The sequence below is a fragment of the Anabaena sp. WFMT genome, assembly GCF_051781005.1.
In the GTDB taxonomy this organism is placed as follows: Bacteria; Cyanobacteriota; Cyanobacteriia; order Cyanobacteriales; family Nostocaceae; genus Anabaena.
In genome coordinates this window covers 112,981-125,726 of the sequence record NZ_JBPWOA010000032.1, presented here as the reverse complement: position 1 = coordinate 125,726, position 12,746 = coordinate 112,981, and the positions used below count along the sequence as shown (strand labels likewise).

Below are 12,746 nucleotides of genomic sequence, written 5' to 3'. Positions count from 1 at the left end.
GTCTTCAAGTCGGTAATTACTATTCTTTTCATTGTCTTCTTCTCTACCTTAAGAGTTAACTGTTCTTTATGTTTTCTACCTATTTACTTGCAATGCACTGTAGAATTAGTGCCAGCACCTTAATACTAATCATTAATTACAAACTCCAAATGTATACTGATCTGGACATATCCACAGTGCCGACCTTATTCTCATGGATGGTAAATGCTTGAGCATTAGTGTCAACGATACTGCCAGCATTTTGCACATCAGCAGTATTAGTATTAATCATCTCCAAACCGGCCCCCATTATTCCCCCCGATACAGTCTCTATTTCATCTGGTGATAGTTCACGAAAAAGGGTGTTCACCTTATGAGTCTTCAAGCCGGCAATTATTCTTTTCATTATCTTCTTCCCTCACTTGAGAGTTAACTGTTTTTTATGTTTTCTACCCAACTAGATTTAAAGTAATATAAACTTTCGATATAAATAAATATATATGCACATTATCTTAGGACATAATTACAAGAATTTTGTCTAGAAAATTAAGATGAAAATAAAATCAAAAAATCTAATCTAAGGTCATAAATTAAAGCATTTTTCTAGCAAATCAATTCTTATCTTATACAGCAGATTGTAGATCAATGACGCTCACGGCGAAGCCTGACTCCTGAATTCTGCTGTATTTGAAGATTACCAAATTAAAATAATACAAAATTTCGATATAGTAAAGCTTTATGCACATGATTCAAGGACATAATTCAATACGTTTTGTCTGGAAATTTGATGCTTTTGTAGTAATTCTTGGGATAGAGTTCCATAACAAAGGGGTGGGTAATTTCCCCTTTCCCCTTTCCCCTGAAAATTCATAAATCTATCCCGGTATTATCATTCCATCACCTGGTTGTCAATGAGTATATTTGTCATATACTACTATATAATCAACATAAAGTTTTGTGAAGCGAGGGCTAGGAATGTACATAGTACAAATTGCCTCAGAATGCGCTCCTGTGATTAAAGCCGGAGGGTTAGGGGATGTTGTTTATGGACTCAGCAGAGAATTAGAGAATCGAGGAAATACAGTCGAGCTGATTTTGCCTATGTACGATTGTATGCGCTATGACCATATTTGGGGGTTACATGATGCCTACCTCAACTTGTGGGTTCCCTGGTATGGAGCAGCAATCCATTGTTCAGTATACTGCGGTTGGGTACATGGAAGAGTATGCTTCTTCATTGAACCTCATAGTGAAGACAACTTCTTTAATCGGGGTTGTTACTATGGTTGCGATGATGATAATATGCGTTTTGCATTTTTCAGCAAAGCAGCTTTAGAATTTTTACTCAGAAGCAATAAAAGACCAGATATCATTCATTGTCACGACTGGCAAACCGGATTAATTCCCGTCATGCTTTATGAAATTTACAAATATCATGGCATGGAATATCAACGAGTTTGTTACACCATTCACAACTTTAAACATCAAGGTATGGGTGGTGTAGAAACTCTCAAAGGAACAGGTTTAAATCAACCATCTTATTACTTCCAATACGATAAGCTCCGTGATAACTTTAACCCCTTTGCTTTAAACTTTATGAAAGGGGGAATTGTTTATTCCAACGCATTCACCACAGTTTCACCCAACCATGCTATAGAAGCCCAAACCAGTGACGTAGGCTGTGGTTTAGGTCATACATTACATTTACAAAAAGAGAAATTCACTGGAGTTCTCAACGGCATTGATTATGATTTTTGGAACCCAGAAATTGACAGTTACATCCTCCATAATTACAGCCGGGATGACTTTGAACAAAAAACATATAACAAAAAAGCGTTACGAGAACGGCTAATGTTAGCCCATGATGATAAAAAACCCATCGTGGCTTACATCGGTCGATTAGATAATCAAAAAGGTGTGCATCTTGTTCATCACGCCATTTATTATGCCCTCAGTAAAGGAGCGCAATTTGTATTACTCGGTTCAGCCACAGAACCAGCAATCAATGCTCATTTCCAACATGAAAAACAATTTTTAAACAGTAACCCAGATGTGCATTTAGAACTAGGTTTTAATGAAGAATTATCCCACCTTATTTATGCTGGTGCAGACATGATTGTTGTTCCTAGCAATTATGAACCTTGTGGGTTAACTCAAATGATTGGTTTAAAATACGGTACTGTTCCCATTGTGCGCGGTGTTGGGGGGTTGGTAAATACAGTCTTTGACCGAGATTACGACCAAAATCTACCTCCAGAAAAACGCAATGGTTATGTATTTTATGAAATGGATAACCAAGCCTTAGAGTCAGCAATGGGAAGAGCAATTGATTTGTGGTATCAGCAGCCTGAACAGTTCCAGCAACTAGCTATTCAGGGTATGGACTATGACTATTCATGGAATGCTCCCGGAGCCGAATATTTAGAGATTTATGACTGGGTAAAACACAAATGGTAACTCAGTAGACATCTGCAAAAAAAGTAGAGATGTTCTATGTAACGTCTCTACAAAAGTAGATTTAATTTTTGGAGATATCCAGTCATTATTAAACCTGCATTGTTAAATGTGCCTTACTTTTTATCTGTGAATGAAAACACTCTGAGTTTTTCAGTTAATTTATAAGAAGATAAGAAGATAGATTTACGCTAATCAAAATTTTATGCCTCTACCAATCAGCCCTAAAACCCCAGCCACTTTGCAAATGCTCCGCTGGGTATTCGCCCCCATGCTCTACATGGAAGAATGTGCCAAAACCTACGGAGACATTTTCACTCTCAAGCTGCAAAAAAATTTACCTCCTCTAGTTTTTATCCATAGCCCGGAAGCAATGCAGCAGGTTTTAAGCAATGATACCAAAGAATTAGAAGCCCCAGGAGAGTTGAATAGCATTTTTGAATATTTACTGGGGAAGCGTTCTGTTATTTCACTCAGTGGCGCAGAACACCAAAGACAACGCCAGTTAATGATGCCGCCTCTACATGGAGAAAGAATGCGGAATTATGCTGACTTAATGGGTGATATAACTGAGAAAACTATCAATAAGCAGCAATTAAATCAACCCTTCAATGCCCGTACAGTTACTCAAGATATTACCCTCAGTGTGATGATGCAAGCTGTCTTTGGACTCTATGAAGGGGAGCGTGCTGAAAAGCTACAACATTTACTGTGCGAAATTTTAGAAGTAGGTAGTGCGGTTTGGAGAGTTGCCGTACTTTATTTTCCCGCTTTAAAAGATGTGATTGGTATCTCCCAACTTTGGGAAAAACAGCAGCGGCAGCAAGATAAAGCCGACCAACTCATTTATGAAGAAATTCAGGAACGGCGAGAAAATCCTGACCCGTCGCGCACAGATATCCTCAGTTTACTCATGGCTGCCAGAGATGAAGCTGGCGAACCTATGAGTGATGTAGAATTACGTGATGAATTAATGACTTTGTTAGTAGCAGGTCATGAAACCACAGCTACTGCGATCGCTTGGGCTTTATACTGGATTCATAAACTACCGGAAGTTCGGCAAAAATTATTGCCAGAAATAGATGCTTTAGGCGAAAATCTAGACTCCAATGCCATCTTTAAATTGCCCTATCTCACCGCTGTTTGTAACGAAACCTTACGGATTTACCCAATCGGAATGTTGACTTTCCCCAGGCGAGTAAAAACGCCTATTTCTTTGTGTGGTCATGAACTCGAACCAGGTACAGTCATCATGGGTTCAATTTATCTAACCCACAACCGAGAAGATATTTATCCCAACCCCAAACAATTTAACCCAGAACGCTTTTTAGAAAAACAATTTTCACCCTATGAATTTCTACCTTTTGGTGCTGGTGCAAGACGTTGTATTGGTCTAGCATTTGCCCAATTTGAAATGAAGTTAGTATTAGCTAAAATTCTGAGTGGTTGGCAATTAGAACTAGCTAATACTCGTGATATAAAACCAAAACGCCGTGGTTTAGTGACGGGGCCAGACCGTCCTATTCAAATGGTCGTCAAGAGTCAGCGTCAGGCGAAATCTCGCACCTTAGAAACCAGTGTTATGTAATTAATTCTGGCAGTTTAAGTTAATAAGCTCTCTTAAGTGACAAGTTTTGTGGCGGAGTTTCTCTGGCAAAATCTCCGTTGCAAAACTTAATTACCAATTACCAATTGCCAGCCTAAGCAAATATGATCAGTAGTCAAATGAACATGATACAATCTACCAATTGAATTATGTCTCACTATAGATACTATTCTTAGGAATCAGCGTATACATTAGCCAGTAGTAGAAACTTATAAAAATATTTTTTTATGTCAGACCAACCAACTTTTGAGGAAAAATTACTATCTCAGGAAGCTAAAAGAAGAATATCTGAAGAATTAGATGAAGTAGAACAAATAGATATAGATATAAAAACTGATATTGGTAAATTATTTCAGGGACAGGTAGATAAAGTTGAACTTGCCGGACAAGGGTTGGTAATTCAAGACAAAATCCGTGTCCAAGATATAAAAATGCAAACAGATAGAATTTCTATTAATCCCTTAAGTGTGATTTTTGGTCAACTTAAACTTAATGAGCCAGTCAATTCTAATTTTCGCATTGTTCTCACGGAAGCAGATATTAACGATGCTTTAACTTCAGAGATGATTAACAGGTGGGTGAGACAATTTAAGTTAAATGTAGATGGGGAAATTGTCAGCTTTGAACCGCAAGAAATGCAGGTATTTTTACCCGGTGATAGCAAACTAGAATTTAAAGGTAAGGTATGGCTCAAAGACAAGGATAATACTCATATCTTAGGTTATCATGCGATCGCTCATCCCCGAACTCAGACAAAACCACCCAGGTTGAAGAGTTTTCATTGTACGGAAGGAGAAGGGATAAGAGTAGAATTAATAGCAGCCGCTATGCAGAAAATTAAAGAAATAATCAATTTACCTGACTGGGAGTGGGAAAATATGGTATTTTCTATCATAGATATGGAAGTAAAAAAGGGTAGTTTAATCCTGATACTCAAAGCCCATATAAAACAAATTCCTTCAATGGAAACTATTCTTTCTCCTGATTAGGATCGACCTTGGTCAATATTAATTTTTATAAATAACAAATGCTGTAAATTTATAAAAATCTGACTCACCTTAAAAAGTTTGTTTATTTGAACATAAAATTCATGCAAGAATATGATGTTGTAATGATCGGTGCAGGACACAATGGTTTAGTGTGTGCTGCTTATTTACTCAAAGCAGGCTATAGCGTCCTGCTCTTAGAAAAGCGTCCTGTTCCCGGTGGTGCTGCCACAACAGAAGAATGTATCCCAGATCAAGCACCAGGATTTAAGTTTAACTTGTGTGCTATTGACCATGAATTTATTCATTTAGGACCAGTTGTTGAAGAATTAGAATTGACAAAATACGGCTTGGAATATCTAGAATGTGACCCAGTAGTTTTTTGTCCACACCCAGATGGTAAGTATTTTTTAGCTCATAAATCATTAGAAAAAACCTGTGCAGAAATTGCTCGTTACAATGAACGTGATGCTAAAAAATATGCGGAATTTACAGATTACTGGCAACGGGCTATTAATGCCATGATTCCTATGTTTAATGCCCCACCAAAATCAATTATAGATATTTTTGGAAACTACAACATTCAGAAGTTTAAAGATTTATTTTCAGTAGTTGGTTCTCCATCCAAAAGCTTTGATTTTGTGCGTACCATGTTGAATAGTGCTGAAGATATTCTCAATGAATGGTTTGATGAAGAATTTCTCAAAGCACCACTTGCTAGATTAGCTTCCGAACTTGGTGCACCCCCTTCACAAAAAAACCTGGCAATTGGTGTCATGATGATGGCAATGCGTCATAATCCCGGTATGGCTAGACCTCGCGGAGGTACAGGTGCATTGGTGCAAGCATTGGTGAATTTAGTCACAAGTAAAGGCGGGGTAATTCTCACAGACCAGCACGTTGAAAAAGTTTTAATTGATGATGCTAAAGCTGTAGGTGTGAGGGTTGCAGGTGGTCAAGAATACCGGGCTAAATATGGAGTAATTTCTAATATTGATGCCCAACGTTTATTTTTACAAATGACTGACAAAAGTGATATTGATGCAGTTGATTCTGAATTATGGGAAAGATTAGAACGCCGCATTATTAACAACAATGAAACTATCCTGAAGATAGATTTAGCCTTAGATCAACCTCTACATTTTCCCTATCACGCCCACAAAGATGAATATCTCATTGGTTCTATCTTAATTGCCGATTCCATGAATCATGTAGAACAGGCTCATAGCAAATGTACATTAGGAGAAATTCCCGACTCTGACCCATCAATGTATGTGGTCATGCCCAGTTTCCTTGACCCTAGTTTAGCACCACCAGGTAAACACACTGTATGGATTGAATTTTTTGCTCCTTATCAAATTGCAGGTGCAGAAGGTACAGGTTTAAAAGGTACGGGTTGGACTGATGAATTGAAAAATAAAGTTGCAGACAGGGTAGTTGATAAACTAGCGACTTATTCGCCAAATTTGAAAACATCAATTATTGCTAGACGTGTGGAAAGTCCCGCAGAATTAGGTGAAAGATTAGGTGCTTACAAGGGTAATTATTATCATATTGATATGACAATGGATCAAATGATATTTTTCCGACCTTTGCCAGAATTAGCCAATTATAAAACCCCCATTGATAATCTATTTTTAACTGGCGCGGGAACACACCCCGGTGGTTCAATTTCGGGTATGCCAGGACGCAATTGTGCAAGGGTATTTTTGCAAACCAAGCATCCAATTAGTCAGACTTTAAAGGATGCAGGAAATTCGCTGAAGTCTACTGTGGGTTCTGTGTTTGGGATTGGATAGGATTATGTTATGGCTGAAATACAGCAGCATTTAACAGTCAAGCAAACCGTTGAAAACCTAATATTATTTTACTGTTAGTAAGGGAATATCAAACAATAAATTAGGGACTTCCAAATAAAAAAACACTCAACCACCTAACGCGAAAAATCTCTCAAACCCTTATTCCTCTGTGTCCTCTGCGCCTCTGCGGTATGGCTAACGCCACGCTCCGCGAACGTTAATCGGGATAATTTATTTCTTGGAAGTCCCTTATCCTGCTGGCAATGCTATCACAAAGGCTCTGCCTATATCTGTTACAAAAGGAAGGCAGAGCCTTAATTTGACACCAACGAAAGCTCCTTAGGCGTTTTTAGGTTAAGCATTCAGCTATCAGCAGTCAGCTTGTTAACGGTTACAGAAAAGATCTCTATTCGATCATCTACCGATTTATCAAACATTCTGACTCCTGACTCCTGAATTCTTACGTTTTTAGTTATTCTTGGAATAAACCAATAGGTTCTTGTATTCCTCAATTTTTTTGATTTTTCCTTGGGCTGTAAATAATTCGATGACTTCTTCAGCTTTACCCCAACCAACTGACTGCGTGTAAAACAAAATTTTTCCGTCAGGATTCAACTTACTCAAAAATAGCTCAACAAGAGATTCATCATTATGATGTACAAAAGGAGCTTCTTCTGGCATATAAAATTCACCAATATGAAAGAGTGAAACCACATCTAACATAGGTAAAAAACGAGCAGTTAGAGTGTATATATCCGTACAAATCACTTTATAAAATTTGGCAAGTTGGCGATTTTTTCGGCAGATACGAATATATTCTTCATGTTCAGGAATGGAAGCTGTAATGCCAAATATTTCATTGGGACTGTCAAGTTTTTGATTTTCTAAACCCAAAATATGATGAGCGCCTGTACCGAAATGAAATATACTTTTATCCTGAATATTGTACTTTTGCAAATACTCGTTCAGTTCAATATCACATGGACAGAGATTAGGTTGTAATTCCCATGATGATTTTGTGCGGTAGTAATCAGCGCCAACCCAATGCGGTAGAACAGGTTGAGTTAAACTCACTGAGTAGTATAATTTTGCGAGTTGGCGATTACTGAACACTAGATCACGAATTGTTTTCCTAAAAGTAACTACCATTAGTGAATAACCCTCAATAGTTTTGAAAAAGTGAAGTGAATTTGATTTTGATATTTTAGCTACGACATCAATTCAGTTATTGAGCTAAAAATGTTGATTATTAGTTTCATGTGTGATGAGCAATAGATATTTTGCTATCCTTGCTCAAAAGTTGATAAAATTCCCCTGTCTGAGTACCAAAAAAGTTGCGTAGATGCTAATTAAGATGTTTATTCGGCAGAGAAAATTATCTTATCTTGAAAGCTATCTGCCGATTTCTCATATTAATTTTATCCCTGGAAGATATTAACTCCAGGAATTTTGGTACTGTATTTTTAGTAATGTCGGTAAGCCTAACATAGAAAAAATAAAGATGATATTAAGTTAAGATGAAAACTTGTTGAAGTTTGGGGAATACTTGTCAGTTTTTACTTTTCATGGGCAAGAATCAAATCTTTAACTTTTATTCCTCACCCAAAGCAAGCAGTATTGAGTCTTGTCTGACTTTTTACCGATGACAAAGGGGACATAAATCTGGTGAAATAAAGATAATGTTGTCCAAACCGTAGTCATGACAGATCGTGTGTTGATTCTAGGTGGAAGGGGACGCATTGGTAGCGCTGTTGCTAATGATATTCTCAGCCACACACAGGCAGATATTACCATCACTGGACGGTCTCCAGAGACGGGAAAGGCTGTAAGCTTGTCTTCAGGAGGAAGAGAACAGTTTTTAGTTTTGGATTTGACTGAAGTTGAAAAATTGCGGGATGCGATCGCACAATCAAATCTTGTCATCCACTGTGCCGGGCCATTTCACTACAGAGATACTCAAGTTCTCGAAATTTGCATTGAGCAAGGTATAAACTATTTAGATGTCAGTGATCATCGTTCCTATACCCAAAAGGCATTAAATTTACACGATAAAGCTGCTACTGCTGGAGTAACGGCAATTATTAATACAGGTATTTTCCCTGGTATTTCTAATAGCTTAGTCCGCCAAGGAATCGAGCAATTTGATGTCGCCGAAAAAATCCATTTAAGTTATTTAGTCTCTGGTTCTGGTGGTGCTGGTGTTACCGTCATGCGAACAACTTTTCTAGGTTTACAACATCCTTTTGAAGCTTGGATAAACCGCGAATGGCGTTTAGTTGAACCTTATTCTGACCAAGAAAATATTAACTTTCCGTCACCCTATGGAGTTAGTGGAGTTTACTGGTTTGATATGCCAGAAACTATCACACTACCCCATTCTTTTCCCACAGTGAAAACTGTAATTACTAAATTTGGATCAATTCCTGATTTTTACAACCACCTGACTTGGATAGCTGCCCATATTTTTCCAAAATGGTTAATGCAGCGCCGTTATATGATTGAATTTTTGTCTCATGTTAGTCATAGCATGACCGATTTTACAAATATTTTCACTGGAATTGGAGTAGCAGTACGAGCCGAAGTAACAGGAGAAAAAGATGGTAAAACAGTTGTTTATGCTTCAATTTTAATGCATGAAAATACTGCTGTTGCTTCTGGTATAGGTACTGGTAGTATTGCTAAATTATTACTAGAAGGTAAACTCAACCACCCTGGAGTTTCACCTGTAGAAGCAGCATTACCTACAAATTTATTTACAGAGATTATGCAAGAACGGGAAATACAAATTAATTCCCATTGGGTAACAATATAATACAAGTAGGCGGGCAAAATAAATTAAATTGCACATTTCGTTAAGGGAACTGGGAACAGAACAAGATGACAGGGATTTCAATTTTTTGAGAAAATGTATAATTAATTTTGCTGAGGTAATTACAACATAATTTTATGTAAATTAAAGTTATTCAAATTCATCAATTGTCGCAGAAATATGAGATTTTGTGCCATTGGCAATATTACGCTCATACCAATTCATTAACGGAGTGGCACTAATTCCATGTACAATCACAGAAACGACAATAGTCGTGTAAGTTATCCAGGCAATTTCTTCAGCAGCCTCACCTTTTAAACCATTGCTTAAGCTATAGGCAAGATAATATAAAGAACCTATACCCCGAATACCAAACCAACCAAATAGCCAGCGAGTTTCAGGATTGAAAGTTCGACGGTGAGAATTGAGAGGACGTTTACCAATGGTGCTAACCCATACTCCCACAGGTCGAATCACTAAAAATAGCAAACTTATCACTAAAAAAGATTGGGTAGCATAATTAAACATGGGTTCCCATAATAAAATTGTTCCTAAAAGCAAAATTAGACCAACTTCTAATAGCTTTTCTAATCGTTCAATAAATTCTAATTGTGCAAGAGGCTTTTGGGGATTTGTATAACTTCTTTGGACAGCTAACCCTGCCACAAATACTGCTAAAAATCCATAGCCATTAACAACTTCTGTTAAAGAATAAGTTAGCAAAATCGTGCTAATAGCCACAAAATCTTCCATTATGTCATCAACAGGACGAGATTTTTGGATTTTTTTATCAATCCATACTATGACTAAGGGGACAATCAGTCCCATAACGATACCAGATGCGATCGCCCAAATTACATCCACTGCGACCCATTTTCCCAACCAATTATACCAATTACTATCTTTGAGGGCATAAATACCAAAATAAACAAACGGAAAAGCTAAAGCATCATTTAATCCTCCTTCAGAAGTTAAACCAAAGCGTAACTCATCTTCGTCATTTGTATCAGTTAATTGCACCTCTGAGGCTAATACAGGGTCAGTTGGAGCCAGAATTGCACCTAATAAAATCGCCTCACCCCAATTCATACTTAACCAGAATTTCCCCACAGCAGCCAGGGAAAAAATAGAAATTGGCATTAATAATCCAATCAGTCTCGCTGTAATATTCCAAAATTTCCACTTTAGCAGTGTAACTATTTTTAAGCCACAACTAAATACCGAAACAATCACCACAAATTCAGTTAGTCTTTCTAGTAATTCGGCGTTGAATAATTCATCACGACGTAATTGAATCAGTCCTAAGCCATAAGGCCCCAAAAAAATCCCTACCATTAGGTAGATCATGGCAAAAGAAAGAGGTAGACGCGAAATCCAACCTGACGCTAAAGTAACAATCAGTAAAAGCAGACCAATTACCAACAAATCAAGAATATAAATATCTACCATAAACTTTCTTTTGTATAAAAAATAATTGCTACCTTGGTAAGTTAATCACATCTAATTTTAGGTATAAATCACCCAAAGGTAGACTTTGTGGAAATATTTGGAATTTATGGATAGATTTGTTAGCCTAGTGAGAAAATAAATAACTTATAGTTAGTAATTTTTGTTATGCAATTACCAGGTGAATCCCAAACTTCAAGATTTATACAACGTCTTCAGTGGGTTTTTAATCCTTTACAATTGATGGAAACATCTGTAAAGGCGCATGGTGAATTTTTTACACTCCGACTGACAGGTGAACAACCAATCGTTTTTATTACTAACCCCCAAGCGATTCAGGAAATTTTTACAACTCCACCAGAGTATTTTGATTCAGGAAGGGGAAATGGACTTCTCAAGCCTTTAGTGGGTGAAAATTCTTTACTACTGATAGATGGTAAAACTCACCAACGTCAGAGACGATTATTAACACCGCCATTTCATGGAGAACGGATGAAAGCCTATGCTCAAATTAGGGAGCATCTCAAGTTTGTTAGAACAGATGAACTAGCAGGTAGGGGTAAAAATCAGCGAAAATAAAGGAAGAAATCAATCCCCCACTCAATCATGGAACCAGCTAATCAGAAAAAACTCCAGGAGCATCTCAAAGCCATAGCAGGAATTCTATATCAAGAAGCAAAAACTGAAGAATTAGAGAGTTTAGCAGGAATTGAAAAAACAATTAGAGCGCAGACTTTAGAATATATTACGCCAGAATTAGGGGTTTTTTTCTCAAAGAAGCAACAGGAACTTCATCGGGAAGAGTAAGAATAATAAAAAGCATTCTTGGAGAATTGCCAGTCAGTGAAAAACAAGCACGAAAGTTAAAACTAGAAAACAATCAAAAAATAAGTCCTTATTTAGAGCAATGTTGCTTGAGAGCAAGTGCAAATGTATCCTATGAAAATGCAGCACAAGATATTTATAAATATACTGGGATGTCGATTTCTGCTAGTACACAACAAAGAATCGTTCAGCGTTATGAGTTTCCCGAAATAGGAGACGAAAAAGAAATAGAAGAAATTAGCGTGGACGGTGGAAAGGTAAGGCTTAGGACTGAACAAAAAGGAGAATCATGCCTCTGGAAAGACTATAAAGCTATTTGCATTAACCAAGGAATAAAAGTAGCTAGATTGGGTGAAAATGAATCTTTAATCGATTGGGTAAATCAACAACATTTGGCAGATCCATTAACCTGTTTAGGTGATGGACATCCGGGAATTTGGAAGATAATTCGACAATTTAATTGTCCAGGGGAAAGACGGGAGATTTTAGATTGGTTTCATCTTGTTGAAAATCTACATAAAGTAGGTGGTTCTCTCAAGCGACTCAAAGCTGCGGAAACTTTTCTTTGGCTAGGAAAAGTTGATGAAACTCTCGCTCTCATATCTCCACTTCAATCTAAAAAAGCTCAAAATTTCTGTCAGTATTTGGAAACTCATCGCCATCGAATTGTCAATTATGATTATTATCAAACCGAGGGTATTTGTTCTATTGGTTCTGGTGCCGTCGAGTCTACTATCAAACAGATAGATCGCCGATTAAAAATCTCTGGCGCACAATGGAATGAATCGAATGTCTCTCAAGTCCTCAAGCATCGCTGTGCTTATCTCAACGCCAAGCTTTAG

Annotated in this window: 10 protein-coding genes; 7 read left to right on the top strand and 3 right to left on the bottom strand. The window is 37.3% G+C overall.

Translation table 11 applies throughout. The features are described from left to right. Nucleotides 1–136: 136 nt before the first annotated feature. Entirely contained in the window at nt 137–349 is a 213-nt protein-coding gene (locus ACSQ6I_RS20710) for a hypothetical protein (protein ID WP_438892181.1), read from the bottom strand. A 605-nt stretch (nt 350–954) separates the two neighbouring features. Between ACSQ6I_RS20710 and glgA the strand changes: the two genes are divergently transcribed. The 4 genes from glgA (at nt 955) to crtO (ending at nt 6,824) form a co-directional block, all read left to right on the top strand. Further along, nucleotides 955–2,436 (top strand): glycogen synthase GlgA, encoded by a 1,482-nt coding sequence (gene glgA, locus ACSQ6I_RS20705; RefSeq protein ID WP_438892180.1) that lies wholly within the window; start codon nt 955–957, stop codon nt 2,434–2,436. A gap of 202 nt (nt 2,437–2,638) precedes the next feature. Continuing rightward, on the top strand, nt 2,639–4,021 hold the full coding sequence (locus ACSQ6I_RS20700) for a cytochrome P450 (RefSeq protein ID WP_438892179.1): 1,383 nt from the start codon (nt 2,639–2,641) through the stop codon (nt 4,019–4,021). Between the two features lie 245 nt (nt 4,022–4,266). Then, nucleotides 4,267–5,028 (top strand): LmeA family phospholipid-binding protein, encoded by a 762-nt coding sequence (locus ACSQ6I_RS20695; RefSeq protein ID WP_438892178.1) that lies wholly within the window; start codon nt 4,267–4,269, stop codon nt 5,026–5,028. A 101-nt stretch (nt 5,029–5,129) separates the two neighbouring features. Next, entirely contained in the window at nt 5,130–6,824 is a 1,695-nt protein-coding gene (gene crtO, locus ACSQ6I_RS20690; RefSeq protein WP_438892177.1) for a beta-carotene ketolase CrtO, read from the top strand. Between the two features lie 468 nt (nt 6,825–7,292). On the opposite strand, the gene ACSQ6I_RS20685 is transcribed toward crtO, so the two are convergent. Next, nucleotides 7,293–7,898, bottom strand: a complete 606-nt coding sequence (locus ACSQ6I_RS20685; protein WP_438892176.1) for a hypothetical protein — start codon at nt 7,896–7,898, stop codon at nt 7,293–7,295. Nucleotides 7,899–8,523: 625 nt separating this feature from the next. Between ACSQ6I_RS20685 and ACSQ6I_RS20680 the strand changes: the two genes are divergently transcribed. After that, a complete protein-coding gene (locus ACSQ6I_RS20680; RefSeq protein WP_438892175.1) occupies nt 8,524–9,636 on the top strand; it encodes a saccharopine dehydrogenase family protein in 1,113 nt (370 codons plus the stop codon). A 147-nt stretch (nt 9,637–9,783) separates the two neighbouring features. Here ACSQ6I_RS20680 and ACSQ6I_RS20675 read toward each other — a convergent pair whose 3' ends face one another. After that, nucleotides 9,784–11,082 (bottom strand): cation:proton antiporter, encoded by a 1,299-nt coding sequence (locus ACSQ6I_RS20675; RefSeq protein ID WP_438892174.1) that lies wholly within the window; start codon nt 11,080–11,082, stop codon nt 9,784–9,786. Nucleotides 11,083–11,247: 165 nt separating this feature from the next. On the opposite strand from ACSQ6I_RS20675, the gene ACSQ6I_RS20670 reads away from it, so the two are divergent. Then, the gene (locus ACSQ6I_RS20670; RefSeq protein ID WP_438892173.1) at nt 11,248–11,658 is read left to right on the top strand and encodes a cytochrome P450; all 411 of its coding nucleotides are present in this window, start codon (nt 11,248–11,250) and stop codon (nt 11,656–11,658) included. 27 nt (nt 11,659–11,685) lie between these two features. Further along, a protein-coding gene (locus ACSQ6I_RS20665; RefSeq protein ID WP_438892032.1) for an ISKra4 family transposase occupies nt 11,686–12,746 on the top strand; the annotation gives its coding sequence in 2 pieces (ribosomal slippage) (nt 11,686–11,842 and nt 11,842–12,746; 1,062 coding nt in all).

Bases quoted from the DNA above. Each gene is read 5' to 3' on its own strand.
- glgA (WP_438892180.1), top strand. From the start codon at position 955: ATGTACATAGTACAAATTGCCTCAGAATGCGCTCCTGTGATTAAAGCC.
- ACSQ6I_RS20700 (WP_438892179.1), top strand. From the start codon at position 2,639: ATGCCTCTACCAATCAGCCCTAAAACCCCAGCCACTTTGCAAATGCTC.
- ACSQ6I_RS20695 (WP_438892178.1), top strand. From the start codon at position 4,267: ATGTCAGACCAACCAACTTTTGAGGAAAAATTACTATCTCAGGAAGCT.
- crtO (WP_438892177.1), top strand. From the start codon at position 5,130: ATGCAAGAATATGATGTTGTAATGATCGGTGCAGGACACAATGGTTTA.
- ACSQ6I_RS20680 (WP_438892175.1), top strand. From the start codon at position 8,524: ATGACAGATCGTGTGTTGATTCTAGGTGGAAGGGGACGCATTGGTAGC.
- ACSQ6I_RS20675 (WP_438892174.1), bottom strand. From the start codon at position 11,082: ATGGTAGATATTTATATTCTTGATTTGTTGGTAATTGGTCTGCTTTTA.
- ACSQ6I_RS20670 (WP_438892173.1), top strand. From the start codon at position 11,248: ATGCAATTACCAGGTGAATCCCAAACTTCAAGATTTATACAACGTCTT.